The organism is Caulobacter sp. 17J80-11, from assembly GCF_014349105.1.
In the GTDB taxonomy this organism is placed as follows: Bacteria; Pseudomonadota; Alphaproteobacteria; order Caulobacterales; family Caulobacteraceae; genus 17J80-11.
Genome location: NZ_JACSJI010000022.1, coordinates 29,397 through 55,195, shown reverse-complemented (window position 1 = coordinate 55,195; position 25,799 = coordinate 29,397). Strand labels below are relative to the sequence as shown.

The window sequence follows — 25,799 nt, the reverse complement described above, 5'->3', positions numbered from 1 at the left end:
TCAAGGTTGATCGAGGGAAGACGTATGCCGCGACTGCTGGATCGGGCGAAGATGACGCTCAAGGCGACCGACGTGGGCCTGAGCCTGCGGCCGGTGGATCCGCACCTGCGGTTCCTGAAGCGGGTGTTCGGGGCCCTTGGCGGCGCCGCCGCCGTCGACGTCGGCGCCAGCGACGGTTTCTACAGCCGGGTGCTCGCTTCCTGCTTCGACATGGTGGTGTCGCTGGAGCCGAACCCGATCCTGGCCGCGCGGCTGGGCGAGGTGCTGCCGGCCAACTGCCTGGTGCTGGCCGCCGCCGCCGGGGCCGCGCACGGCCGCGCCACCTTGCGCGTGCCGAGGTACGCGCACGAGGAGGGCCATTACCGCGCGACCCTCAGCGACGAGAACCAGTTCGCCGGCACGCCGGTGCAGGGCGTGGACACGGTCGAGGTCGAGGTCACGCCGCTGGACGACCTGCTGCGCGTGTCGCAACGGCGGGTGGCGGTGGTGAAGATCGACACCGAGGGCTTCGAGCTGCCGGTGCTGGCCGGCGGACGCGGCCTTCTTGTGCGCCACCAGCCGGTCATGGTGGTCGAGATCGACCGGCGGCAGAACCCGGCGGCCGACGAGGTGTTCGACCTCCTGACCGCCGAGGGCCAGAGCCTGGCCCTGGTCGAACGCGACCGGCTGGTGCGGCTGGACCGGCGGCAGTTCCAGCGCCTGCAGGCGGATCTGGCCGGGGCGGGGCGCGCGCTGGGCTACGAGCCGGTGAACTATCTGGCCTGGTCCGCGCGCGACGACGGCAAGATCGCCCCGTTCGTCCGGGCGGCGCCCGCGGCCCTGCAAAGCCTGCTCGACGGAGCGGCGCCGGCCAAATCTCCCCAAGCAGCGCTTCAGCCGTCAAAAGCTTGAGCGCGTTCTGATCGCAAAACAGAACCCACTTTTGCGGAACGCCTCCAGGTTTTCCGGGCGGATTCCCAGTGTTTTAAGCGGCCGCTCGTGAAGAGTGGCCGCTTGCTTTGTACGCAACCCCTTGGGCGGAGGACGCCGGGTGACGGCCTGACGCAGGGTGCGTGACCGCGCCCGGCGAGCGCCGGTCTGCAAGTTTCATTCTCTGAATCAATGAAATCAGGTCGGTTGTTGCGTCAGACCAAGCGTGGCCGCGACCGGGTGCGTCAACGCGCCGCGAAAATATAGTCGAATATTCACTGAACATGTACGGCGAACGGGGCTCGGTTGCGACCGCCCGTCGCTTTGATAACATCGATCAGCCGAAGTAACTTCTCGCCATAACTTGTTGGGGAGTTACCCGATGGCTGATATTACTACTATTGATTATAAAGGTAATGCTCTTCCGCTGAGCGGCGCTACTACCAAGGGCTTCACCGGCACCAGCGCCAAGGAAACCATTAACGGTACGGCCGGCAACGACGGCATTCGTGGCGGTGGCGGCGACACCCTGGTGGGCGGCGCCGGCGACGACACCTACACCACTGAAAATCGCACCGACATTGTGATCGAGAAGGCCGGCGAAGGCGTCGACACGGTCAACGCCATCCGCAGCTACTTCCTGCCGGACAATGTCGAGAACCTGACCCTGAACGGCTACGACTCGTTCGGCCAGGGCAACGCTCAGGCCAACATCATCAAGGGTCTGGCCGGCGCGCAAACCATCGACGGCCGCGGCGGCAACGACGTCCTCACGGGCGGCGCCGACGCCGACACCTTCATCGTCGCTCGCGGCGAGGGCAGCGACGTGATCACCGACTTCCAGGCCGGCGCCGGGAAGATGGACGTGGTGCGCCTGAAGGGCTCCAGCCTCTACACCTTCGACCAGGTCAAGGCGGCGATGGTCCAGAGCGGCTCCGACGTGGTGCTGAACCTGGGTTCGGACCAGTCGGTCACCTTCCGTAACCACAAGGTGGCGGACTTCGCGGCCGACGACTTCCAGCTGCCGATCGACATGAGCAAGCTGAAGCTCACTTTCAACGACGACTTCAACACGCTGAACCGTCGCGTGGACTGGAAGGGCGCGGGCACCTGGAACACGACCTTCGGTCCGGGCACCTCGTACGACACCCGTACGCTGCCGGGTAACAAGGAACTCCAGTACTACATGGACCCGGAGTTCAAGGGTCTGGGCGTGAACCCGTTCTCCGTGAACAACGGCGTGCTGAGCATCACCGCCCGTCCGACCACCCAGGCGGAGAAGGACGCGATCGGCGGCACCGCGAACCAGTACGTCTCGGGCACGATCAACACCAAGGGCACCTTCAGCCAGACCTACGGCTACTTCGAGATGAAGGCCGACCTGCCGGGCGGCCAGGGTCTGTGGCCGGCGTTCTGGCTGCTTCCGCAGGACGGTTCGTGGCCGCCCGAGCTGGACGTGCTGGAAATGATCGGTTCGGATCCGACCATCGCGCACACCACCACGCACTCGAAGGCTTCGGGCAAGCACACCTACGACACGCACGCCAACTTCATCGGTGACACCACCGACGGCATGCACACCTACGGCGCCAAGTGGGACGCCAAGGACGTCACCTTCTATGTCGACGGCGTGGAAGTTTACCGCTCGGCCACCCCGGCCGACATGAACAAGCCGATGTACATGATCGCCAACCTGGCGGTGGGCGGTTCGTGGCCGGGCAGCCCGGACGCGACCACCAAGTTCCCGGCCAAGATGGATATCGACTACATCCGCGCCTACAGCCTGGACGGCAGCGGGACCACCCCGACGCCGACCCCGACTCCGACGCCCACTCCGACTCCGACCCCGACGCCCACTCCGACCCCGACGCCGACGCCCACCCCGACTCCGGGCGACACCAACCTGACGGCCACCACGGGCGACGACCACCTGGTCGGCACCTCGGGCGCGGACCGCATCAACGGTCTGGCCGGCAACGACCACATCACCGGCGGCGCCGGCAACGACACCATGGACGGCGGCGCCGGCAAGGATCAGTTCATCTTCGCCGTCGGCTCCGGCCAGGACACGATCTACAACTTCAAGGGGGCTGAAGACGGCCTGAACTTCAACGGCCAGCAGGCCGCGGGTCTGAAGCCGACGGTGACCCAGTCGGGCGCAGACACGGTGTTCAGCTTCTCGAACGGCGACAAGGTCACGCTGAAGAGCGTGGACATGTCGACCCTCAAGAAGATCGACGACTGGCACTGGGGCGCGGCGGAAGCTTCTTCCACCACCCCGACGCCGACGCCCACCCCGACGCCGACCCCCACTCCGTCGCCGTCGACCCCGAACCTGGCCGCCACCGCGGGCGACGACCACCTGGTCGGCACCACGGGCGCGGACCGCATCAACGGCCTGGCCGGTAACGACCACATCACCGGCGGCGCCGGCAACGACGTGATGGACGGCGGCGCGGGCGACGACATGTTCGTCTTCGCTCCGGGGGCCGGGAAGGACACGATCTACAACTTCGCCGCCGGCGGTGCGAACGACGACCTGGACTTCAGCGGCTATCAGGGCCACGGCTCGGCCCCGACCCTCTCCCAATCGGGAGCGGACGCGGTGTTCAGCTTCTCGTCGGGTGAATCGGTGACGCTGAAGAACGTAGACATCCACAACCTGGTGAAGGTCGACGACTGGCACTGGGGTTGATCCGACCTTCGGATCGATAGTTCGGGGCGGGAACCTAGGGGTTCCCGCCCCTTTCTTTTGCCCAAGCGCGCAACGAAGGCGCGCCTCGCGGGTTAACGCGACACGTCGCATCAAACTTAAGCTGGAAGGCCGCATGCCCGATCGCGTACCCGTCGTTTCGGTGCTGATGGCCAACCGCGACGGGGCGGCCTACGTCGAAGCCGCCATTCGGTCCCTGCTGGACCAGACGCTCGACGATCTCGAGATCATCGTCGCCGACGACGCCTCCCGCGACGACAGCGTCGCGCGCGTCCGGCGCATGGCCGAGCGCGACCCGCGGGTGCGGCTTCTCACCGCCGAGACCGCCGGCGGACCGGCCGCGGCCCGCAACCGGGCCCTGCGCGCCGCCCGCGGCCGCTGGGTCGCGGTGGTGGACAGCGACGACCTGGTCCACCCCGACCGCTTCCGCCAGCTGATCGAGGCGGCCGAGCGGGACGGCGCCGAGATGGTCGCCGACGACCTCCTGCTGTTCTCCGACACCGACGCGGAGGCGCCGCGCCTGTTCTTCACCGGCGCCCTGGCCCAGAGCCCGCAGTGGATCGACCCGGTCGCCTACGTCCGCTCCAACCGCTTCTTCGGTCGCGGGCCGGCGCTGGGCTATCTCAAGCCGATGATCCGGATGGACGCCCTGCGGCGCAGCGGCGTGACCTATGACGAGCGGCTGTTCCTCACTGAGGACTTCGACCTGGTCGCCCGCCTGCTGTTCGCCGGCCTGCGGCTGCGGACCTATCCGGAGCCCACTTACTTCTACCGCCGCCGCCCCGGCTCGCTGTCGCACCGGCTGACGCCGGCTCAGCTGCGGGCCAGCCTGGCCGCGGACTTCGAACTGCGCGTCGGCGCGCCCACGCCGGAGGTGCTGCGCGAGGTCGAGCGCCGCCGGCGCAGCGTCAAGGACGCCCTGGTGTTCGGGGAAATCGTCGAGGCCCTGAAGAAGGGCCGCTGGCGCGAGGCCTTGCGTTGGGGCGCCGGGCGCCCGCGCGCCGCCGCCCTGCTGCGCCTGCCCGTCGCCGCCCGGCTGAACGCCCTGTTCGCGCCCCGGCCGGCTCCCGCCGCCGCCGACGCCGGCGACGCCCCGGCGACCCGCGAGGCGGTGATCGTCTCGCGCCAGCGGGTCGTGGGCGCGACCAACGGCTCGAGCGCCTACCTGCTGCAGCTGGCCCGCGCCCTGACCGGCGACGGCTGGCGGGTGCGCTTCGTCGGCCCCTCGCCGGCCGCCTTCGGCCGCTGGCCGGCCATGCGCCTGAAGCCCGAGACGGACGTGTTCGCCGACTATCGCCTGCGCGGCGCCTGGCGACTGGGCCGCTGGCTGATCGCCCGCGACCTGCGGGTCGCGCCGCGCGCCCTGCTGACCGTGGTCGAGGCGGTGCTGGCCCGCGCGGGTCTGCGGCGCCCCGGCTGGGTCAAGCCCGCGCCCTACGCGGTCGCCGCCGCGAACGGACGCGAGGACGCCCTGTTCGTGGCCCGCGCGGTCCGCGGCCGGGTCGACGCCGTGCTGGCCGACTACGCCTTTCTCGCCCCGCTGATCCCCTACGCCCTGGCCGAGGCGGCGCCGGGCGTCGTGGTCATGCACGACCTGTTCTCCAGCCGCGGGGGCGCCTTCGCCCGCCATGGCGCGACCGATTCCGTCGCCCGCCTGACCGCGGCCGAGGAGTTCGCCCTGCTCGGCCAGGCCGACGCGGTGGTGGCCATCCAGCCCGACGAGGCCGAGGCGGTGCGCCGCCGGGTCGGCCGCACCGAGGTGATCGTGGCGCCCATGGCGGTCGATCCGGTCCCGCAGGCGCAGCCCGGCGACGGATCGGCCCTTCTGTTCGTGGGCAGCAACACCGCGCCCAACATCATCGGCCTGCGCTGGTTCTTCGCCGAAGCCTGGCCGATGATCCGCGCGGCGCGGCCCGACGCGGTGCTGGAGGTGGCCGGCAGCGTCGCCCGGGGCCTGCGCGAGCCGCCGCCGGCGGGGGTGCGCCTGCTGGGCCTGGTCGACGACCTGGAGCCGCTCTACGCCCGCGCCGCGGTGGTGATCTCGCCGCTGACCGTGGGCTCGGGCCTGAAGATCAAGCTGATCGAAGCGCTGGGCCGCGGCAAGGCGGTTGTGGCGACGCCGGTCACCGTGCAGGGCGTCGAAGCCCTGGTTGCGAGCGCCGCGACGGTCGAGTCCGAGCCGGCCGCCTTCGCCGAGGCGGTGCTGGCCCTGCTGGCCGACCCGGAGAAGCGCCTGCGCCTGGGCGAGGCGGCGCTGGCCTGCGCGCGCCGGTCGTTCTCGCCCGAGGCGTGCTGGCGCGACCTGCTGGACTTCATGGTCCGCCCCGAACGGAGCGACCCGATCGAAGAGGACGACGACGCTTGCGTCCTGGTTTCCGAAGGCGGAAGCATAAGGGCGGGAACGCTTGTGAGCTGACCGAGGAAGGAATTGTGTCGCGGCGGACCGCGGCCCGCCGCTCAAAACAGCGACGGGAGAAACGCGAATGCCGGAGACCAAGACCCACGGCGCGAGAGTCGTCGCGCTGGCCGGACCGGTGGGGTCGGGCAAGACCACGCTGCTGGAGGCGCTCCTCCACGCGGCCGGCGCGATCGAACGGCAAGGTTCCGTGGAGGCCAAGTCCAGCGTCGGCGACGCCGCCCCCGAGGCGCGCGACCGCGGCCAGTCGGTCGAGCTGAACCTGGCCGGCTTCGAGTTCATGGGCGACCGCTACGGGGTGATCGACTGCCCCGGCTCGGTGGAATTCGCGGCCGACGCCGACCACGCCCTGGCCTGCGCCGACCTGTGCCTGGTGGTGGCCGATCCCGAGCCTGAAAAGGCCGTCTTGCTGCAGCCGATTCTCAAGGAGCTGGAGCGCCGGGGCGTGCCCCGCGCTCTGTTCGTCAACAAGATCGACCAGGCGCGCGGGCGCGTGCGCGACCTGCTGGCGGCCCTCCAGCCGGTCAGCTCCACGCCGCTGGTCGCTCGCCAGATCCCGATCTGGAAGGACGAGAAGGCCGCCGGCTTCGTCGACCTGGCGCTGGAGCGCGCCTTCGTCTACCGCGCCGGCGCGGCGTCGGAGCGGGTCGACATCCCCGCCGACCTGATCGAGCGCGAGACCGAGGCCCGCTTCCACATGCTGGAGCAGCTGGCCGACTACGACGACGGGCTGATGGAGCAGCTGCTCTCGGACGTCACCCCCAGCCAGGACGCGGTGTTCGCCGACCTGATCCGCGAGACCCGGGAGGGCCTGATCACCCCGGTGTTCCTGGGCTCGGCCCTGAACGGCTTCGGCGTGCGCCGGCTGCTGAAGGCGCTGCGCCACGACATGCCCGAAGCGAGCGCGGCCGCCGAGCGGCTCGGCGCCGACGGCCCGTGCGCCTACGTGTTCAAGACCGCACACGCCGGCCAGATCGGCAAGCTGGCCATGGCCCGCGTGTTCGGATCGGAGCTGGCCGACGGCTCCGAAGTGACCCGGCCCGACGGCGAGAAGGCCCGCGTCGGCGGCCTGTTCTCGGTGTTCGGCGCGACGACCAAGAAGATCGCCAAGGCCGGGCCGGGCGAGCTGGTCGCTCTGGGCAAGCTGGAGAACGCCCGCGCCGGCGAGATCCTGTCGACCGACGGCAAGGCGCGCCGGCTGAAGCTGGCGGCCGAGGCGCGCCTGCCGCTGTTCGCCCTGGCGGTGTCGACCAAGGACCGCAAGGACGACGTGCGCCTGTCCGGGGCGCTGGCCAAGCTGGTCGAGGAGGATCCCGGCCTGACCTATCGGCTGGATCCGGAGACCCAGGAGACCCTGCTGCTGGGCCAGGGCGAGGTGCACCTGCGCACGGCGATCGAGCGGCTGAAGCGCCGCTTCGGCGTGGCGGTCGACGCGCACCGGCCCAAGACCGCTTACCGGGAGACCATCCGCAAGGGCCTGGCCCAGCGCGGCCGGCACAAGAAGCAGACCGGCGGCCACGGCCAGTTCGGCGACGTGATGATCGAGCTGCGGCCGATGGAGCGCGGCGAGGGCTTCAGCTTCTCCGACAAGATCACCGGCGGGGTCGTGCCCAAGCAGTGGATTCCCGCGGTCGAGGACGGCGTGCGCGACGCCATGGAGCGGGGCCCGCTGGGCTTCCCGGTGGTCGACGTCAGCGTCGTGCTGACCGACGGCTCCTACCACGCGGTCGACTCCTCGGAGATCGCCTTCCGCACCGCCGGACGCATCGCCATGAGCGAGGGCCTGGCCGGCGGCTCGTCGTACCTGCTGGAGCCGGTGGACAAGATCACCATCTACGCGCCGTCCACCGCCACCTCGCGGATCAACTCGATCGTGTCGGGCCGGCGCGGCCAGATCCTCGGCTTCGACAATCGCGAGGGTTGGCCCGGTTGGGACCGGATCGAAGTCTACCTGCCGGAGTCCGAGCGCCAGGACCTCATCGTCGAGTTGCGCTCGGCGACGCAGGGGGTCGGGGCGTTCGAGGCCGAGTTCGACCACATGGCCGAGCTTACCGGTCGGCTGGCCGACGAGGTGGTGAAACAGGCGCGCAGCGCGGCCGCGTGAGGAGGATCAGGGGCGGTCCGGGTTCGCCCGGGCCGCGGCCCGTCAGCGGACGGCGGTGACGGCGAACAGCGCCCCGATCGCGCCGGCGAGGCCCAGCAGGCCGAACAGCAGCAGGGTCACGGTCAGGAACGGATCGGCCGCGCGCTTGCGGCTCAGCAGGGCCATGGCGCCCAGGCAGGCCAGCGAACCGCCGCCCAACAGGCTGAAGAACACCGTGCGCGTGGTCGGCGCGACGGTCTGGGTCTGATCGGCGGACATGAAGATCAGCAGGGCCGGCCCGACCAGGGCGGCCAGGGCCAGCATGTTGAAGCCGAACAGGCCCATCTTCATGGCGAAGCGCTCCCGAGGCGGTGCAGCTTCGAATACCAGCGTTCGGCGACGGCGGCCAAGCCGAAGTTGCTACGGGGCGCGTTTCCCGCCGAGGTTTTTCCCGAGCACGGCGCCGATGATCAGCACGAAGGCGGCCAGCCGCAGCAGGTAGATCCAGCTCTGCTCCTCCTTGGGCACGTGCATCCAGATGATCAGCGCGCCGTTCAAAGCCATCAGCCAGAAGGCGGCGGCGAAGCTCAGGAAGAAGCGGTCGCGGGTGCGGGTCCAGAAGCGCAGGAAGAACAAACCCGCGGTGGTGTAGCCCATGGTCACGAGACCGGCGATGAAGCCGGCGGTTTCGGGGGCCTGCATCACTCGGTCTCCCAGATGAAGCCGTAGAGCAGCACGCAGACCGCGGCGAGCGCGCTGAGCTGGCGGCCCAGCGTCAGGTCGACCGACGGCAGCAGGATCATGTCGCCGACCACGAACAGGTTGTTGAGCGCCAGCAGCACGAAGCACAGCGCGCTCCACAGCAGCAGCCGCGTTCGGGTGCGCAGATAGGAGCGGACCAGCAGCGCCGCGCACACCATGCTGGTGGCCAGGCAGAGCAGGTAGACGATGGCGGGGCCGACGTCGGTCACTTGGGCTCACCCTTTAGGCGGAACGCGTCCGCGAAGTTCTGCAGCTTGTCGCCGGAGGAAGACACGATGGCGTTGACCACCCGCACCGGCCGCTCGCGGTAGAGCGACTGCAGACGGTCGCAGAGGGCGGCGAGCGCGGGCGACGCCGGCGCGTAGGTGTGGCGTCCGTCCGCGTCCGTCCGGATCAGGCCGGCGGTGGACAGGACCGTCACGGTTTCGCCCACAAGCGGGGTGCTCGCCCGCAATTCCGAAATCAGCTCTTCGGAAGACCATGAGCGATCGGGGTGCGCGCGCAGGAGCAGCAGAAGTTCCAGCGCCCAGACGGACCGAATAGATGCTCTAATGAATGCAAGTATGTCGTGGTCCAGGGTCGTCAAAATCTGCGCTTCCCTGCGGGAAGTCCCCCTTTGCCCTTCTTGATCTCGAATTGATCCCCGATCGCGAGCAACGCTAAGGTCGAGGACTGGGGGGTCAAGGCCGAAAGAAATATTTTTGACCTGACGGAACCGGACTTGAAACGGTGCGTTTCCGGCAGTTGGTCGGGTAAACCAGGGCGTCGCATGTCAGCATGACGGCCGCAGCAGCGAACGGGCGCTCCCCTCAGGGGGCGCACCCGGCCGTTGTCGGCGTCCCGACTGCCAGCTGCACCGCCCCGAGCGCGCCCGGCCGCACGTGTTCCCGAGGGGAGATCATGTCCGCCGCCGCCGTCAAAAGCCCCGAATCCCGTCTGAGCGGCCGCCAGCTGCTCGCCGCCCTGCGCGCCTTCCGCCGGGGCGACTTCTCGGTCCGCCTGCCGCGCGACCTGGACGGCGTCGACGACGACATCGCCGAAGCCTTCAACGAGGTGGTCGAGCTTAACGACCGCATGACCAAGGAGTTCGAGCGGCTCGGCGACGTGGTCGGCAAGCAGGGCAAGATCAACCAGCGGGCCAAGCTGCCCGGCGCGGCCGGCTCTTGGGCGGCCAGCGTCGAAGCGGTGAACACGCTCATCACCGACATGGTGCACCCGACCGCCGAAATGGCGCGCGTGATCGGCGCGGTGGCCAAGGGCGACCTGTCCCAGACCATGGACCTGGAGAACGAGGAGCGCCCGTTGCGCGGCGAATTCCTGCGCACCGGCAAGGTGGTGAACACCATGGTCGGCCAGCTGGGCTCCTTCGCCTCGGAAGTGACCCGCGTGGCCCGCGAAGTGGGTACGGAAGGCAAGCTGGGCGGCCAGGCCCAGGTGAAGGGCGTCGGCGGCACCTGGAAGGACCTGACCGACAACGTGAACCTGATGGCCGCCAACCTGACCGGCCAGGTCCGCAACATCGCCGAGGTGACCACGGCGGTGGCCAACGGCGACCTGTCGCGCAAGATCACCGTGGACGTGAAGGGCGAGGTGCTGGAGCTGAAGAACACCATCAACACCATGGTGGACCAGCTGAACGCCTTCTCCTCGGAAGTGACCCGCGTGGCCCGCGAAGTGGGTACGGAGGGCAAGCTGGGCGGCCAGGCCCAGGTGAAGGGCGTGGCCGGCACCTGGAAGGACCTGACCGACAACGTGAACTTCATGGCCGCGAACCTGACGGGTCAGGTCCGCAACATCGCCGAGGTGACCACCGCGGTGGCCAAGGGCGACCTGTCCAAGAAGATCACCGTGGACGTGAAGGGCGAGATCCTCGAGCTGAAGAACACCATCAACGTCATGGTGGACCAGCTGAACGCCTTCTCCTCGGAAGTGACCCGCGTGGCCCGCGAGGTGGGCACCGAAGGCAAGCTGGGCGGCCAGGCCCGAGTGGAGGGCGTCACCGGCGCCTGGAAGGACCTGACCGACAACGTGAACTTCATGGCCGCGAACCTGACGGGTCAGGTGCGCAACATCGCCGAGGTGACCACCGCCGTGGCCACAGGCGATCTGTCCAAGAAGATCACCGTGGACGTGAAGGGCGAGATTCTGGAGCTGAAGAACACCATCAACGTGATGGTGGACCAGCTCAACGCCTTCTCCTCGGAAGTGACCCGCGTGGCCCGCGAAGTGGGCACCGAGGGCAAGCTGGGCGGCCAGGCCCAGGTGAAGGGCGTGGCCGGCACCTGGAAGGACCTGACCGACAACGTGAATCTGATGGCGGCCAACCTGACCGGTCAGGTCCGCAACATCGCCGAGGTGACCACCGCGGTGGCCATGGGCGACCTGTCCAAGAAGATCACCGTGGACGTGCGCGGCGAGATCCTGGAGCTGAAGGACACCATCAACACCATGGTGGACCAGCTCAACTCGTTCTCCTCGGAAGTGACCCGCGTGGCCCGCGAGGTGGGCACCGAGGGCAAGCTGGGCGGCCAGGCCCAGGTGAAGGGCGTGGCCGGCACCTGGAAGGACCTGACCGACAACGTGAACTTCATGGCCGCGAACCTGACCGGCCAGGTGCGCAACATCGCCGAAGTGACCACCGCCGTGGCCAACGGCGACCTGTCCAAGAAGATCACCGTGGACGTGCGCGGCGAGATCCTGGAGCTGAAGAACACCATCAACGTCATGGTGGACCAGCTGAACGGCTTCGCCTCGGAAGTGACCCGCGTGGCCCGCGAGGTGGGCACCGAAGGCAAGCTGGGCGGTCAGGCTCAGGTGAAGGGCGTCGGCGGGACCTGGAAGGACCTGACCGACAACGTGAACTTCATGGCCGCGAACCTGACGGGTCAGGTCCGCAACATCGCCGAGGTGACCACCGCGGTGGCCATGGGCGACCTGTCCAAGAAGATCACCGTCGACGTGCGCGGCGAGATCCTGGAGCTGAAGAACACCATCAACACCATGGTGGACCAGCTGAACGGCTTCTCCTCGGAAGTGACCCGCGTGGCCCGCGAGGTGGGCACCGAGGGCAAGCTGGGCGGCCAGGCCCAGGTGAAGGGCGTGGCCGGCACCTGGAAGGACCTGACCGACAACGTGAACTTCATGGCCGCGAACCTGACGGGTCAGGTCCGCAACATCGCCGACGTCACCACCGCGGTGGCCAAGGGCGACCTGTCCAAGAAGATCACCGTGGACGTGAAGGGCGAGATCCTGGAGCTGAAGTCGACCATCAACACCATGGTGGACCAGCTGAACGCCTTCTCCTCGGAAGTGACCCGCGTGGCCCGTGAAGTGGGCACCGAGGGCAAGCTGGGCGGCCAGGCCCAGGTGCCCGGCGTGGCCGGCACGTGGAAGGACCTGACCGACAACGTGAACATGATGGCCGCCAACCTGACCGGTCAGGTGCGCGGCATCGCCGACGTCGTGACCGCGGTGGCCGTGGGCGACCTGAAGCGCAAGCTGACCCTGGACGCCAAGGGCGAGATCGCCTCCCTGGCCGACACCATCAACGGCATGATCGAGACCCTGGCCACCTTCGCCGACCAGGTGACCAACGTGGCCCGCGAGGTGGGCATCGAGGGCAAGCTGGGCGGCCAGGCCCGCGTGCCCGGCGCGGCCGGCCTGTGGCGCGACCTGACCGACAACGTGAACGCCATGGCGGCCAACCTGACCACCCAGGTGCGCGCCATCGCCGAGGTGTCCACCGCCGTGACCAAGGGCGACCTGACCCGCTCCATCACCGTGGAGGCGTCGGGCGAGGTGGACGCCCTGAAGGACAACATCAACGAGATGATCCGCAATCTGAAGGATCAGACGTTGAAGAACACCGAGCAGGACTGGCTGAAGACCAACCTGGCCCGGTTCACCCGCATGCTGCAGGGCGAGCGCGATCTGACCACCGTGTCGAACCTGGTGCTGTCCGAGCTGGCCCCGCTGATCAACGCCCAGCACGGCGTGTTCTACGTCAGCGACCGCGACGAGGACGGCCAGGTGGTGCTGAACCTGGCGGCCGCTTACGCCTTCAACAACCGCAAGCATCTGGCCAGCCAGTTCAAGCTGCGCGAGGGCCTGATCGGCCAGTGCGCCTACGAGAAGTCGCGCATCCTGCTGACCAACGTGCCCAAGGAGTACGTGCAGATCTCCTCGGGCCTGGGCGAGGCCGCCCCGCTGAACATCATCGTGCTGCCGGCCCTGTTCGAGGGCGAGGTGCAGGCGGTGATCGAGCTGGCCACCTTCGGCCAGTTCAACGAGACCCAGCAGGCCTTCCTCGACCAGCTGATGGAATCCATCGGCATCGTGCTGAACACCATCGCCGCCAACATGCGCACCGAAGGCCTGCTGAAGCAGTCGCAGCTGCTGACCGCCGAGCTGCAGGCCCAGCAGAGCGAGCTGACCAAGACCAACGACCGCCTGGAGCAGCAGGCCGCGTCGCTGCGTCAGTCCGAGGAGCTGCTGCGCGCCAAGCAGGACGAGCTGCAGCAGACCAACGCTGAGCTGGAGGACAAGGCGCACCTGCTGTCCGCCCAGAACCAACAGGTGGAGGCCAAGAACCGCGAGGTCGAGCAGGCCAAGCTGGCCCTGGAGGAGAAGGCCGAGCAGCTGGCCCTGACCTCGAAGTACAAGTCCGAGTTCCTGGCCAACATGAGCCACGAGCTGCGCACGCCGCTCAACTCGCTGCTGATCCTGTCCAAGCTGCTGAGCGACAACACCCAGGGCAATCTGAGCGAAAAGCAGGTCGAGTTCGCCCGCAACATCTACGCCGCCGGCTCCGACCTGCTGGGCCTGATCAACGACATTCTGGACCTGTCGAAGATCGAGTCCGGCACGGTCACGCTCGACATCGGCGAGATGTCCTTCGCCGATCTGCGCGACCAGATGGACCGCACCTTCGCCCAGCTGGCCAACGACAAGAAGCTGGACTTCGCGGTCGAGCTGGCGCCGGACCTGCCGCGCTCGATGCTGACCGACGACAAGCGCCTGCAGCAGATCATCAAGAACCTGCTGTCCAACGCCTTCAAGTTCACCGAGACCGGCCACGTGCGGCTGAAGGTCGAACGCGTGCCGGGCGGCTGGAGCGTGGCCAACGACCACCTGAACCGCGCCGGCCAGGTGCTGGCCTTCTCGGTCGAGGACACCGGCATCGGCATCCCCGAGGAGAAGCAGCGGATCATCTTCGAGGCCTTCCAGCAGGCCGACGGCACCACCAGCCGCAAGTACGGCGGCACGGGCCTGGGCCTGTCGATCAGCCGCGAGATCACCCGCCTGCTGGGCGGCGAGCTGAAGGTGTCCTCGACGCCGGGGGCGGGGTCGACCTTCACCCTGTTCCTGCCGCTGAACTTCAGCCCCGCGGTCCAGACCACGCCGTCGCTGCGCGCCGCCCAGCGGCCCATGGCCCTGCCCGCGCCGGAGCCGACCGGCGACGAGCCGGCCCAGGCGACCATGGACGACCGCGACGCGGTCGGTCCGGCTGATCCGGTGATCCTGATCGTCGAGGACGACCCGCGCTTCTCGGCGATCATGCTGTCCCTGGTGCGCGACTGCGGCTTCAAGGGCGTGGTCACCGCCGAAGGCGCGGCGGTGCCGGCCCTGGCGCGGCGGTTCTCGCCGGACGCCGTGATCCTTGACGTGGGCCTGCCGGACATGGACGGCCTGGCCCTGCTGGACATGCTCAAGCGCACGCCCGAGACCCGGCACATCCCCGTGCACGTGATCTCGGCCGAAGACCAGCGCGGCCTGGGCCTGGCGCTGGGCGCCTGCGGCTTCACCAGCAAGCCGGTGGCCCCCGAGGCGGTGGTCTCCACCCTGCACGAGGTCCGCGACCTGGCGGCCAAGACCGAGCGTCGCGTGCACCTGATCGGGCCTGACGCCGAGGCGGCGGAGATCCTGCGCGAGGCCTTCTGCGAGGTCGAGGTCGCCGACGATCTGCAGGCGGTGCTGGCCGCCCCGGCCGAGGCGCGGCCCGGCTGCGTGGTCGTCGACGCCAGCGCCGCGCCGATCGCCGAGGTGATCGATCAGTTGCGCCGCAGCGACGCCGGCCCGGTGGTCGTCTACACGCCCGATGAGCCGACGCCCGAGGACGAGCGGCGGCTGCGGCTGGCCGTGTTCGCCGGCCAGGTGCGGGTGGCGCGCACGCCCGAGCAGCTGATCGAGCAGGCCAGCCTGTCCCTGCACGCGCCGCTGGAGCGCCTGCCCGAGGCGGCGCGCGCCAGTCTCGCCCAGACCCGCCAGGAGGACGACGTGCTGGCCGGCCGCAAGATCGTCGTCATCGACGACGACATCCGCAACATCTTCTCCCTCGCCAGCGCGTTGGAAGAGTACGGGGTGGAGTTTTCCTACGCCGAAAGCGGCCGCGCCGGCCTCGAGCTGCTGGGCGATCGGCCGCAGGTCGACGTGGTTCTGGTCGACATCATGATGCCCGATATGGACGGCTACGAAACCATTCGCGAAATCCGGGCCCGACCCGGCTTCGCGAGCCTGCCGATCGTCGCCGTCACCGCCAAGGCGATGAAGGGCGACCGGCAGAAGTGCATCCAGGCCGGAGCTTCCGACTACGTGTCCAAGCCTGTCGACATCGACCAGCTGATCTCGGTCCTGCGCGTCGCCATCCGCCGCGCGGACGCCCTGAAGCTGGGCGGCGCCGACCTGGCGGCCGCGGTCCCTGCGAGGTGACGTGAGTCCAGAAGTACTTCTCGCCAAGAGCCGCCGGCGCCGGCGCGCGACCATGCCCGCGCCGCCGGCCATGGACGCGCCGTTGCGCGCGCGCATCCTGATCGTCGACGACGACGAGCGGAACGCCTTCGCCGCCATCCAGGCGCTGGAGAGCCTGGGCCACGAGCTGGTCGTGGCCCGTTCCGGCGAAGAGGCCCTGCGCCGCCTGCTGGTCGAGGACTATGCGGTCATCCTGCTGGACCTGCACATGCCGGGCATGGACGGCTACGAGACCGCCGCCCTGATCCGCTCGCGCCGGCGCTCCAGCGCCATTCCGATCGTCTTCCTGACCGCGATCTTCCGCGACGAGGCCCACGTGTTCCAGGCCTACTCCGCCGGGGCCGTGGACGTGGTGTTCAAGCCGGTCGACCCGTTCATCCTGCGCTCCAAGGTGCAGGTCCTGGTCGACCTGCACCTGAAGACCATGGAGGTGAAGCGCCAGGCCGACTACCGCCAGTGGCTGCTGGACGAGCACGACCGGGTGAAGAGCGAGAAGGCCTCGGCGGAGCGGGCGCTGCGCCGGGCCCGCGAGCGGCAGGAGACCATCCTGAGCTCGCTGCCCATCGTCTTCCATTCGCGCCTGCCCGATCCGCCCTACGCGCCGCTGTTCGTCAGCGAGGGCGTGCGGGCGATCACCGGCTTCGACGCCCATCGGTTCGTCGACGAGCCCGAGTTCGGCTTGTCGCGCGTGCACCCGGACGACCGCGCGAAGGTGGTCGAGGCGATCGCCTCGGCCGTGCGCCACGGCGCCTATTCCAGCGAGTACCGCTGGCAGTGCGCCGACGGCAGCTATCGCATCCTGCAGGACCAGGGCGTGCTGGCCCCCGGCGTGGAAGGCGGCCACGAGATCTTCGGCGTCATGCTGGACGTCACCGAGGCCCGCTCGCTGGAGGAGCAGCTGACCCAGGCCCGCAAGATGGAGACCGTCGGCCAACTGACCGGCGGGGTGGCGCACGACTTCAACAACCTGCTGACCGTGGTGCTGGGCAACGTCGACCTGCTGGGCCGGCGCGAGGAGCCGGACGCCAAGCGCCAGCGCCAGCTGGGCGCGATCCGCCACGCCGCCGAGCGCGGCCGCAGCCTGACCCGCCAGTTGCTGGCCTTCTCGCGACGTCAGCACCTCAATCCGGTCAATCTTGACGTCAACGACCTGATCCGCGGCTTCGCGCCCCTGATGCGCCAGGCCATGGGCGAGGCGGTGGAGCTCACGCTGGAGCTGGGCGAGGGCGCGCTCTGCGCCCACGTCGACGCCGCCCAGCTGGAGACCGCCCTGCTGAACCTGGCGGTCAACGCCCGCGACGCCATGGACGGGGTCGGCACGCTGGCGATCGCGACCGAGACGCTGGACGCCGGCGAGGTGCGCCGCCTCCGCCGCGAAGGGGCCGAAGGCGCCTGGATCCGCATCCGGGTCAGCGACACCGGCGTGGGCATGCCGCCTGAGATCCTGGAGCGGGTGTTCGAGCCGTTCTTCACCACCAAGGACGTCGGCAAGGGCTCGGGCCTGGGTCTGTCCCAGCTGTACGGTTTCGTCAGCCAGTCGGGCGGCTTCGTCGAGCTGGAAAGCGCGCCGGGCCGCGGCACGACCTTCGAGCTGCTGCTGCCGGCCACCGACGCGCCCGTCGCCGAGCGGCCCGCGGCCGCGGAAGCCGAAGAGGCGCCCACCGGAACCGAGCGGGTGCTGGCGGTCGAGGACGACGCGGCGGTGCTGGCCTTGGCCGTCGACCTGCTGCAGGGACTCGGCTACCAAGTGGCCACAGCCGTGAATGCGCCGGCGGCCCTGGAACTGATGCGGGCCGGCGAGCGCTTCGATCTGGTGTTTTCTGACGTCGTCATGCCCGGCGGCGCCAGCGGGGTGCAGTTGGCCTACGCCGCCCGGGAGATCGACCCCGAGGTGAAGGTGCTGCTGACCTCCGGCTATGTGGGCCAGATCGAGTTGCTGTCGGACATGGAGTTCGCCCTGATCGATAAACCTTACGAGCGCGCCGACCTCGCGCGGAAGCTGCGCGAGGTGCTGGAAGCGCCGGCCCGGGCCGCGCGCGCGCCGCGCAAGGCCGCGCCCCGTCGCCGCGCCAAGGGGAGCCGATGAGCGAGCGCCCCCTGGTTCTCGTCGTCGACGACGAGGTGATGATCCGCATCCTCGCCGTCGACCTGCTCGACGAGCTGGACGCCGAGGCGCTGGAAGCCGGAACGGCCGGCGAGGCGCTGGAGGTGGCGCACGGGCGCTTCGGCGAGCTGGCCTGCGCCCTGGTCGACCTCGGCCTGCCCGACCGCCCCGGCGAGGAGCTGGTCGCCGACCTGCGCCGTCTGGCCCCCGACCTGCCGATCGTGGTCACCAGCGGCCAGTCCCTGGGCCACGTGAGGGCTGCGTTCGGCGACGGGGTGCACGTGCTGGAAAAGCCCTATCAGCTGGCCGACCTGGAACGCGTGTTCGGGGCGATCGGCCTGGACGCGGGGTCGCCGGCCGCCTGAGCCGCCCGCCAAACGGACGTTTCATTGATCGTCAAATTTGGGGCACGACGTGCCTAGATTTGCTGCGGTGCGGCAAACTCATGCCTCAACGCCGCAGTTGAAACGCGACGCGTCCGTCCGTATGGGAGGCGCTGTCGCGATCGGCGACGCGCGCGGCCCTGGGCCGGCGCGCGGCGTTCGGCTCTCGGCGCGCCTGTCCTAGGTCGGGAACCCCATGAAGAACACCCGTTCGCTCAGCCTCCACGTCCCTGAGCCGCAGTGCCGGCCGGGCGACGCGCCGGACTTCAGCGGCCTGATGCTGGCCGACGCCGGCGCAGCCCCGCGCCCGGACGTCTCGACCTCGCCGCACGAGATGCGCGAGCTGGCCTACAGCCTGGTCCGCGTGCTGGACGACGAGGGCCGCGCGGTCGGTCCCTGGGACCCGAAGCTGGACGCCGACACCCTGCGCAAGGGTCTCGCGGCCATGGTGCTGACCCGCACCTTCGACGAGCGCATGTACCGCGCCCAGCGGCAGGGCAAGACCAGCTTCTACATGAAGTGCACGGGCGAGGAGGCGATCGCCTGCGCCCAGGCCCTCGTGCTGGACCGGGAGGACATGTGCTTCCCGACCTATCGCCAGCAGGGCCTCTTGATCACGCGCGGCTACCCGCTCGTGGACATGATGAACCAGATCTATTCGAACGCTAAGGACCCGATCAAAGGTCGTCAGCTGCCGATCATGTACTCCACCAAGGAGTTCGGGTTCTTCACCATCTCCGGCAACCTGGGCACCCAGTACCCGCAGGCCGTGGGCTGGGCGATGGCCTCGGCCTACAAGGGCGACGACAAGATCGCCGCCGCCTGGATCGGCGACGGCGCCACCGCCGAGGGCGACTTCCACCAGGCCATGGTGTTCGCCGGCGTCTACCGCGCCCCGGTGATCCTCAACATCGTCAACAACCAGTGGGCCATTTCGAGCTTCCAGGGCATCGCCGGCGGTGAGCTCACGACCTTCGCGGCGCGTGCGGTCGGTTACGGCCTGCCGGCCCTGCGGGTCGACGGCAACGACTTCCTGGCCGTGCACGCCGCCACCCAGTGGGCGGCCGAGCGGGCCCGCGCCAACCTCGGCGCCACGGTGATCGAGTTCTACACCTACCGCGCCGCCCAGCACTCGACCTCGGACGACCCGGCCCGCTACCGCCCCGGCGACGAGTTCGACCACTGGCCGCTGGGCGATCCGATCACCCGCCTGAAGCAGCACCTGATCGCGCTCGGCGAGTGGGACGACGCCCGCCACGAGCAGCTGGAGAAGGACTGCGTCGAGCAGGTCAAGGCCGCCGGCAAGGAGTCGGAGGCGATCGGCACGCTGGGCCAGTCGCGCCCGAGCGTGAAGGAGATGTTCGAGGACGTGTTCGAGACGCCGGACTGGCGCCTGCGTCGTCAGCGTCAGGAAGTTGGGGTCTGACCATGGCGCAGATGAACATGATCCAGGCGCTGAACAGCGCCCTCGACGTCAAGCTGACCGACGATCCGAACGTGCTCACCTTCGGCGAGGACGCGGGCTATTTCGGCGGCGTGTTCCGCGTCAACGAAGGCCTGCAGAAGAAGCACGGCCTGACCCGCTGCTTCGACGCCCCGATCGCCGAGGGCGGCATCGTCGCCGCAGCCATCGGCATGGGCGTGTACGGCATCCGTCCGGTCGTCGAGATCCAGTTCGCCGACTACATCTACCCGGCCTACGACCAGCTGGTCTCGGAAGCGGCCAAGATCCGCTACCGCTCGGGCGGCGAGTTCACCGTGCCGATCACCGTGCGCAGCCCCTACGGCGGCGGCATCTTCGGCGGCCAGACGCACAGCCAGAGCCCCGAGAGCCTGTTCACCCACATCGCCGGCCTGAAGACGGTCATCCCGTCGAACCCGTACGACGCCAAGGGCCTGCTGATCTCGTGCATCGAGGACAACGACCCGGTGCTCTTCTTCGAGCCCAAGCGGATCTACAACGGCCCGTTCGACGGCTGGCACGAGAACCCGGTGCAGCCCTGGACCGGCCACCCGCTGGCCGAGGTGCCGGAGGGCCACTACACCGTGCCGCTGGGCAAGGCCCGGGTCATGAAGGAAGGCGCGGACGTCACCGTCCTGGCCTACGGCACCATGGTCTGGGTGTCGCTGGCGGCGGCCGAGTGGGCCGGCGTCGACGCCGAGGTGATCGACCTGCGCACCCTGGTGCCGCTGGACATCGACACCATCGTCGAGAGCGTGAAGAAGACCGGCCGTTGCGTCATCGCCCACGAGGCGCCGCGCACTTCGGGCTTCGGCGCCGAGCTGTCGGCCCTGGTGCAGGAGCACTGCTTCCATCACCTCGAGGCGCCGATCGAACGGGTCACCGGCTGGGACACCCCGTATCCGCACGCGTTCGAGTGGGACTATTTCCCCGGCCCCAAGCGGGTGGGCGAGGCGCTCAAGCGCGCCATGGAGGGCTGATCGATGGGCCGCTACGTCTTCAAGCTGCCCGACGTGGGCGAAGGCACCGCCGAGGCCGAGATCGTCGGCTGGCACGTCAAGGTCGGCGACAAGGTCTCCGAGGACCAGCCGCTGGTCGACGTCATGACCGACAAGGCGACGGTGGAGATCACCTCGCCGGTCGACGGCGTGGTCACCTCGATCACCGGTAATCCGGGCGACATGGCCGCCGTGGGCTCGACCCTGGTGATCTTCGAGGTCGAGGGAGCGGGCAACGCCGCCGCCGAGACCGCCCCGGCCCCGGCCGTTCCGGCCGCCGCCGGCGAAGAGCCGCTGCCGCACGTCCCGGCCCCGGTCGAGGCCGTCACGCCCCAGCCCGACATGCAGGGCGAGGGCAACTACGTCTTCAAGCTGCCGGACGTGGGCGAAGGCACCGCCGAGGCCGAGATCGTCGCCTGGCACGTGAAGCCCGGCGACCACGTCGAGGAAGACCAGCCGCTGGCCGACGTGATGACCGACAAGGCGACCGTCGAGCTGACCTCGCCGGTGGCCGGCCGCGTCGTCGCCACCCACGGCAACGTGGGCGAAATGGCCGCCGTCGGCTCCGGCATCGTGGTGCTGGAAGTCGAAGGCGCCGGCAACGTCGCCCGCGGCGCCGCCCCGAAGCCAGCCGCTGCGCCGGCCCCGGCCGCTGCGCCGAAGGCCGAGGCCAAGCCGGCCCCGAAGGCGGAAGCGCCCAAGCCGGCCGCCGCGCCGGCTCCGAAGGCCGCCGCCGCCGAAGCCTTCTCGACCCGCGTGGCGGGCGAGCGTCCGCTGGCCTCGCCGGCGGTGCGCAAGCGCGCCCGCGACCTGGGCATCGAGCTGCAGTTCGTGCCGGGCTCGGGCCCGGCCGGCCGCATCGAGCACGCCGACCTGGACGCCTACGTCGCCTCGGGCGGCCGCAAGGCGACCGCGATCGGCTCCGGCCACGGCGCGCCGCGCTACGCCGAGCGCACCGGCGTGGAGGAGATCAAGGTCATCGGCCTGCGCCGCAAGATCGCGGAGAAGATGCAGGAAGCGAAGCGCCGCATCCCGCACTTCATGTACGCCGAGGAGATCGACGTCACCGAGCTGGAGGCGCTGCGCGTCTACATGAACGCGACGAAGCAGAAGGATCAGCCCAAGCTGAGCTTCCTGCCGTTCTTCGCGCGCGCGCTGGTCAAGGTCCTGCCGCAGCATCCGCAGATCAACGCCCGCTACGACGACGACGCCGGCGTCCTGCACCGCTTCGACGGCGTGCACCTGGGCATCGCCACCCAGACCCCAAACGGCCTGATGGTGCCGGTGGTCCGCCACGCCGAGGCGCTGGACGTCTGGGCCACGGCCACCGAGATCGCCCGCGTCGCCACCGCGGCCAAGGACGGCAAGGCGGCCCGCGAGGAGCTGTCGGGCTCGACCATCACCATCACCAGCCTGGGCACCCTGGGCGGCATCGTCCACACCCCGGTGATCAACCACCCCGAGGTGGCCATCGTCGGTCCGAACAAGATCGTCGAGCGCCCGGTGGTGAAGAACGGCCAGGTCGTCGTCCGCAAGATGATGAACCTGTCGTCCAGCTTCGATCACCGCATTGTCGACGGCTACGACGCCGCCGAGTTCGTCCAGAAGATCAAGGGCCTGCTGGAACACCCGGCGGCGCTGTTCGTGGACTGATCCAACCAACCGTCATCCTCGGACGGCCGTAAGGCCGATCCGAGGATCCAGCAGCCCCGATCTGGACGCTGCGAACAACGCCTGCATCGAGCGCTGCGCTTGCTGGGTCCTCGGGTCTCCGCTGCGCGCCGCCCGAGGATGACGAAAAGAGCGAGCACATGGCCGAGAAGCTCTCCACCAAGGTCCTCATCGTCGGCGCCGGCACCGGCGGCTATGTGGCGGCGATCCGCTGCGGCCAGCTGGGGCTGGACACGGTGATCGTCGAGGCCGACCGGCTGGGCGGCACCTGCCTGATCCGCGGCTGCATCCCGTCCAAGGCGATGATCCACGCCGCCTCCAAGTACGAGACGGTGGCCAAGGCGGCCTCGGCCGGCGGCACGCTGGGCATCACCGCCCAGGCGCCGAAGCTGGACCTCGCCCAGACCGTGGCCTGGAAGGACGGCATCGTCGACAAGCTGAACGGCGGCGTCGGCGGCCTGCTGAAGCGCGCCAAGGCCAAGGTGCTGACCGGCTGGGCGACCTTCACCGACGCCAAGACCTGCGTGGTCAAAACCGCTGACGGCGACGTCACGGTCAGCGCCGAGCACGTGATCCTGGCCACCGGCTCGGAGCCGGTCGAGCTGCCGTTCCTGAAGTTCGGCGGAGACGTGATCTCCTCGACCGAGGCGCTGTCGCTCGACAAGGTGCCGGCGAACCTGGTGGTCGTGGGCGCCGGCTACATCGGCCTGGAGCTCGGCATCGCCTTCGCCAAGATGGGCGCCAAGGTCACGGTGGTGGAGGCGCAGGAGCGCATCCTGCCGCTCTACGACAAGGCGCTGACCGACCCGGTCCGCAAGTGGCTGGAGAAGCACGGCGTCGTCCTGCACCTGGGCGCCAAGGCCAAGGGCCTGGGCGAGGGCGGCAAGGGCCTGGCGATCGAAACGAAGGACGGCCAGGCGCTCACCCTGCCGGCCGACAAGATTCTGGTCACCGTCGGCCGGCGCCCGCGCACCAAGGGCTGGGGCCTGGAGGCCATGGGCGTCGACATGAACGGGCCGTTCGTGAAGATCGACGACCAGTGCAAGACCTCGATGAGGAACGTCTGGGCCATCGGCGACCTGGTCGGCGAACCCATGCTGGCCCACAAGGGCTCCGCGCAGGGCGAGATGGTCGCCGAAATCATCGCCGGCAAGCGCCGCTCGTTCGATCCCGTCGCCATCGCCGCGGTCTGCTTCACCGAGCCGGAGATCGTCTCCGCGGGCCTGGGCCCGAACGACGTCGAGGGCCGTGACGACGTGATCACCGCGGTCTTCCCGTTCTCGGCAATCGGCCGGGCGCTGGCCATCGAGGCGGCCGAGGACGGCGGCTTCGTGCGCGTGCTGGCCCGCAAGGACGACCACCGGATCCTCGGCGTCCAGGCCGTCGGCCAGCACGTCTCGGAGCTGTCCAACGCCTTCGCCGGCTGGCTGGAGATGGGCGCGGTGCTGGAGGACGTCGCCGGCACGATCCACGTCCACCCGACGCTGGGCGAAGCCTTCCACGAGGCGGTCCTGCGGGCTCTGGGCCACGCCATCCACATCTGAGGAATATCTCCTCCCCTGCGGCTAAGCCGCGGGGGAGGGGGACCACCCGAAGGGTGGTGGAGGGGGCGAACCGCCGCTCCCTCGTTGATCCACGTTGATCAGGCGCGCCCGCCGCTCGCCCCCTCCACCGCCTTCGGCGGTCCCCCTCCCCCGTTCCGCTGCGCTTCACAGGGGAGGAGAAGTCGGAACCCGACTTACGATCGACCGTTCCGCTTACTGAGCCCGCCCCGGCGTGCCTGCCGGAGAGCCGGGCCGGAGGAAGCGTATGTCGCTCGGTTTCATTCTGCTTATCGTTCTGATCATCGTGCTGATCGGCGCCCTGCCGCGCTGGGGCTACAGCCGCAGCTGGGGCTACATGCCCAGCGGCGGCATCGGCCTGGTGCTGCTGATCGTGCTGATCCTGATCCTGCTCGGCAGGCTCTAGCGCGGGCCTCTCCTCCCCTGCGAAGCGGGGGAGGAGAGGGCGCTCACAACTCCAGCAGCGCGTACGGCCGGCCGCACTCGGCCTGCACCACGAACCTCGCGACGTTGTAGACCGGCACGCCCTTGGGGGTGCGGCCGAAGTAGGTCCCGCGATGGGCGTGGCCGTGGACGGCGCAGCGGATCTCGTCGAACCGGTCGATCGGCTCGGCCAGGCGCGAGCAGCCCAGGAAGGGGAAGATCTCCACCGGCTCGCCGACCAGGGTCTCGGGGATGGGCGAATAGTGCATCACCGCCATGGCCCGCTCGACGCGCAGGGTGCGGATGGCGGTCTCCAGCTTCAGCGCCTCGTTGACCGATTCCTGCACGAAGGCGCTCATCGCCGGCTCGCCGAAGGCCGAGAGCATGAAGCGGCCGTAGCCGCCCACGAAGCCCTTCACGCCGGCGAAGCCGACGCCGTGAAGCTCGACCGCCTCGCCGTCCAGCACGTGCACGCCGACCGAGTGCAGGATGCGGCGCACCTCGGCGGGCTGGCCGGCCTCGTAGTCGTGGTTGCCGAGCACGGCGACCACCGGGATGGTGCAGGCCTTCAGGTCGTCGGCCAGGATCTCGACCTCGACCGTGCGGCCGAAGTTGGTGAGGTCGCCGCACAGGGCCAGCACGTGGGCGCGCTGGCTGATCTCGATGAACAGGTCGCGGTAGGGCTGCTGGTGGTCCTCGCCCACGTGCAGGTCGCCGATGGCGGCGACCACGACGGTCCCGTCAGGCGATGGGTTCATGCCGCTCCTCCAGGCCCTTGCCGACCACGTCGGCGAAGCCGAACTCGGTGATGTCGATGACGTAGTCGCGTGGGGAGAACAGCCGGCCGCGGCAGACCTTCACGTTGGCCGGCGGCAGGTGGAGCTGGGCCTGGAGCCGGCCGATCAGCTCCTCCATCAGCCACTTGGGCACCCGCGACCGCTCGGTCGGATAGGCGAAGCGGAAGTTCAGGAGGTGGACCAGCAGCACCTCCCAGTACGGTTCCAGGTAGGCCAGCAGCCGCTTCCAGTCGATCTCCTCGTGCTTCTTCAGGATCACGTGGGCGATGTCGGCCCCGTCGTAGCGATAGCGGTCCTGGATGAAGACCTTCGACCAGATCAGCTCGGTCGGCGGGGTGATCCTCACGTCCGTGCCGTAGACGCAGATGGTGTGGGTGCCCCTGAACCAGTCGTCGTTCACCGGCACGGTCGCGTTCGACATGTTGTAGATCACGTCGAAGAAGTGGTCGTCCTGCCAGACCTTGGCGATCCAGCGCTCGTCCTCGACTTCGGTGCGGTAGCCGCGCTCCTGGAAGTACGCCAGGATCTTGGGATAGTCGCCGGCCTTGCAGAAGACGTCGAGGTCCTTGGTCGGCCGCACGATCCCGGTGTAGGCGCTGACCGCGTAGGTGCCCGACAGCAGGAACGGGATGCCGGACTCGACCAGCAGTTTCAGGCTCTCGGTGTAAAAGGCCTCGACCTCGGGGTGGGGTTCGAGCTCGTCGGGCGTGTGGGCGGCGGTGTCTGCCATCAGCCGGAAACAGCGTCACGCGGACCCGGTTCCGCTCGG

Annotated in this window: 18 protein-coding genes; 12 read left to right on the top strand and 6 right to left on the bottom strand. The window is 69.3% G+C overall.

All coding sequences use genetic code 11. The annotated features are described in order from the left end of the window. The first annotated feature begins 24 nt into the window (after nucleotides 1–24). From H8B08_RS17460 to H8B08_RS17445, 4 genes are all read left to right on the top strand, one after another. The gene (locus tag H8B08_RS17460; RefSeq protein WP_187451474.1) at nucleotides 25–891 is read left to right on the top strand and encodes an FkbM family methyltransferase; all 867 of its coding nucleotides are present in this window, start codon (nucleotides 25–27) and stop codon (nucleotides 889–891) included. Between the two features lie 400 nt (nucleotides 892–1,291). Further along, complete coding sequence (locus H8B08_RS17455; protein WP_187451473.1) at nucleotides 1,292–3,604, top strand: family 16 glycosylhydrolase; 2,313 nt, start codon at nucleotides 1,292–1,294, stop codon at nucleotides 3,602–3,604. Between the two features lie 133 nt (nucleotides 3,605–3,737). Continuing rightward, nucleotides 3,738–6,038: a glycosyltransferase gene (locus H8B08_RS17450; protein WP_187451472.1), complete on the top strand. Its 2,301-nt coding sequence runs from the start codon at nucleotides 3,738–3,740 to the stop codon at nucleotides 6,036–6,038. A 67-nt stretch (nucleotides 6,039–6,105) separates the two neighbouring features. Next, nucleotides 6,106–8,142, top strand: coding sequence for an elongation factor G (locus H8B08_RS17445; protein WP_187451471.1), 2,037 nt, complete (start codon nucleotides 6,106–6,108; stop codon nucleotides 8,140–8,142). 42 nt (nucleotides 8,143–8,184) lie between these two features. Here H8B08_RS17445 and H8B08_RS17440 read toward each other — a convergent pair whose 3' ends face one another. From H8B08_RS17440 to H8B08_RS17425, 4 genes are all read right to left on the bottom strand, one after another. Further along, on the bottom strand, nucleotides 8,185–8,472 hold the full coding sequence (locus tag H8B08_RS17440; protein ID WP_187451470.1) for a hypothetical protein: 288 nt from the start codon (nucleotides 8,470–8,472) through the stop codon (nucleotides 8,185–8,187). 69 nt (nucleotides 8,473–8,541) lie between these two features. Further along, the gene (locus H8B08_RS17435; protein ID WP_187451469.1) at nucleotides 8,542–8,823 is read right to left on the bottom strand and encodes a DUF5985 family protein; all 282 of its coding nucleotides are present in this window, start codon (nucleotides 8,821–8,823) and stop codon (nucleotides 8,542–8,544) included. Further along, nucleotides 8,823–9,092 carry a DUF5985 family protein gene (locus H8B08_RS17430; RefSeq protein ID WP_370545521.1) on the bottom strand — a complete coding sequence of 90 codons (270 nt, stop codon included), beginning with the start codon at nucleotides 9,090–9,092 and terminating at the stop codon, nucleotides 8,823–8,825. The genes H8B08_RS17435 and H8B08_RS17430 overlap by 1 nt, the downstream gene beginning before the upstream one ends. Continuing rightward, nucleotides 9,089–9,469, bottom strand: a complete 381-nt coding sequence (locus tag H8B08_RS17425; RefSeq protein WP_187451468.1) for a hypothetical protein — start codon at nucleotides 9,467–9,469, stop codon at nucleotides 9,089–9,091. The genes H8B08_RS17430 and H8B08_RS17425 overlap by 4 nt, the downstream gene beginning before the upstream one ends. Before the next feature lie 314 nt (nucleotides 9,470–9,783). Between H8B08_RS17425 and H8B08_RS17420 the strand changes: the two genes are divergently transcribed. From H8B08_RS17420 to H8B08_RS17385, 8 genes are all read left to right on the top strand, one after another. Next, nucleotides 9,784–15,591: a HAMP domain-containing protein gene (locus H8B08_RS17420; protein ID WP_187451467.1), complete on the top strand. Its 5,808-nt coding sequence runs from the start codon at nucleotides 9,784–9,786 to the stop codon at nucleotides 15,589–15,591. A 1-nt stretch (nucleotide 15,592) separates the two neighbouring features. Further along, nucleotides 15,593–17,716 (top strand): response regulator, encoded by a 2,124-nt coding sequence (locus H8B08_RS17415; RefSeq protein WP_370545520.1) that lies wholly within the window; start codon nucleotides 15,593–15,595, stop codon nucleotides 17,714–17,716. Continuing rightward, nucleotides 17,713–18,099, top strand: coding sequence for a response regulator (locus H8B08_RS17410; RefSeq protein ID WP_187451466.1), 387 nt, complete (start codon nucleotides 17,713–17,715; stop codon nucleotides 18,097–18,099). Before H8B08_RS17415 ends, H8B08_RS17410 begins: the two co-directional genes overlap by 4 nt. A gap of 214 nt (nucleotides 18,100–18,313) precedes the next feature. Further along, the gene (locus tag H8B08_RS17405; protein WP_187451465.1) at nucleotides 18,314–19,543 is read left to right on the top strand and encodes a thiamine pyrophosphate-dependent enzyme; all 1,230 of its coding nucleotides are present in this window, start codon (nucleotides 18,314–18,316) and stop codon (nucleotides 19,541–19,543) included. A 2-nt stretch (nucleotides 19,544–19,545) separates the two neighbouring features. After that, nucleotides 19,546–20,559: an alpha-ketoacid dehydrogenase subunit beta gene (locus H8B08_RS17400; protein WP_187451464.1), complete on the top strand. Its 1,014-nt coding sequence runs from the start codon at nucleotides 19,546–19,548 to the stop codon at nucleotides 20,557–20,559. 3 nt (nucleotides 20,560–20,562) lie between these two features. Next, entirely contained in the window at nucleotides 20,563–22,230 is a 1,668-nt protein-coding gene (locus H8B08_RS17395; protein WP_187451463.1) for a 2-oxo acid dehydrogenase subunit E2, read from the top strand. A 158-nt stretch (nucleotides 22,231–22,388) separates the two neighbouring features. Then, nucleotides 22,389–23,792 carry a dihydrolipoyl dehydrogenase gene (gene lpdA / locus H8B08_RS17390; protein ID WP_187451462.1) on the top strand — a complete coding sequence of 468 codons (1,404 nt, stop codon included), beginning with the start codon at nucleotides 22,389–22,391 and terminating at the stop codon, nucleotides 23,790–23,792. 265 nt (nucleotides 23,793–24,057) lie between these two features. After that, nucleotides 24,058–24,216 (top strand): DUF3309 family protein, encoded by a 159-nt coding sequence (locus H8B08_RS17385; protein WP_187451461.1) that lies wholly within the window; start codon nucleotides 24,058–24,060, stop codon nucleotides 24,214–24,216. A gap of 43 nt (nucleotides 24,217–24,259) precedes the next feature. Here H8B08_RS17385 and H8B08_RS17380 read toward each other — a convergent pair whose 3' ends face one another. Together H8B08_RS17380 and H8B08_RS17375 are read right to left on the bottom strand one after the other, a co-directional pair. Continuing rightward, nucleotides 24,260–24,991 carry a metallophosphoesterase gene (locus H8B08_RS17380; protein ID WP_187451460.1) on the bottom strand — a complete coding sequence of 244 codons (732 nt, stop codon included), beginning with the start codon at nucleotides 24,989–24,991 and terminating at the stop codon, nucleotides 24,260–24,262. After that, entirely contained in the window at nucleotides 24,975–25,760 is a 786-nt protein-coding gene (locus H8B08_RS17375; protein WP_187451459.1) for a nucleotidyltransferase, read from the bottom strand. Before H8B08_RS17375 ends, H8B08_RS17380 begins: the two co-directional genes overlap by 17 nt. Nucleotides 25,761–25,799: the final 39 nt, after the last annotated feature.

Coding starts and splice junctions, on each gene's coding strand:
- H8B08_RS17460 (WP_187451474.1), top strand. CDS start 25: ATGCCGCGACTGCTGGATCGGGCGAAGATGACGCTCAAGGCGACCGAC.
- H8B08_RS17455 (WP_187451473.1), top strand. CDS start 1,292: ATGGCTGATATTACTACTATTGATTATAAAGGTAATGCTCTTCCGCTG.
- H8B08_RS17450 (WP_187451472.1), top strand. CDS start 3,738: ATGCCCGATCGCGTACCCGTCGTTTCGGTGCTGATGGCCAACCGCGAC.
- H8B08_RS17445 (WP_187451471.1), top strand. CDS start 6,106: ATGCCGGAGACCAAGACCCACGGCGCGAGAGTCGTCGCGCTGGCCGGA.
- H8B08_RS17440 (WP_187451470.1), bottom strand. CDS start 8,472: ATGAAGATGGGCCTGTTCGGCTTCAACATGCTGGCCCTGGCCGCCCTG.
- H8B08_RS17435 (WP_187451469.1), bottom strand. CDS start 8,823: ATGCAGGCCCCCGAAACCGCCGGCTTCATCGCCGGTCTCGTGACCATG.
- H8B08_RS17420 (WP_187451467.1), top strand. CDS start 9,784: ATGTCCGCCGCCGCCGTCAAAAGCCCCGAATCCCGTCTGAGCGGCCGC.
- H8B08_RS17410 (WP_187451466.1), top strand. CDS start 17,713: ATGAGCGAGCGCCCCCTGGTTCTCGTCGTCGACGACGAGGTGATGATC.
- H8B08_RS17405 (WP_187451465.1), top strand. CDS start 18,314: ATGAAGAACACCCGTTCGCTCAGCCTCCACGTCCCTGAGCCGCAGTGC.
- H8B08_RS17400 (WP_187451464.1), top strand. CDS start 19,546: ATGGCGCAGATGAACATGATCCAGGCGCTGAACAGCGCCCTCGACGTC.
- H8B08_RS17395 (WP_187451463.1), top strand. CDS start 20,563: ATGGGCCGCTACGTCTTCAAGCTGCCCGACGTGGGCGAAGGCACCGCC.
- lpdA (WP_187451462.1), top strand. CDS start 22,389: ATGGCCGAGAAGCTCTCCACCAAGGTCCTCATCGTCGGCGCCGGCACC.
- H8B08_RS17385 (WP_187451461.1), top strand. CDS start 24,058: ATGTCGCTCGGTTTCATTCTGCTTATCGTTCTGATCATCGTGCTGATC.
- H8B08_RS17380 (WP_187451460.1), bottom strand. CDS start 24,991: ATGAACCCATCGCCTGACGGGACCGTCGTGGTCGCCGCCATCGGCGAC.
- H8B08_RS17375 (WP_187451459.1), bottom strand. CDS start 25,760: ATGGCAGACACCGCCGCCCACACGCCCGACGAGCTCGAACCCCACCCC.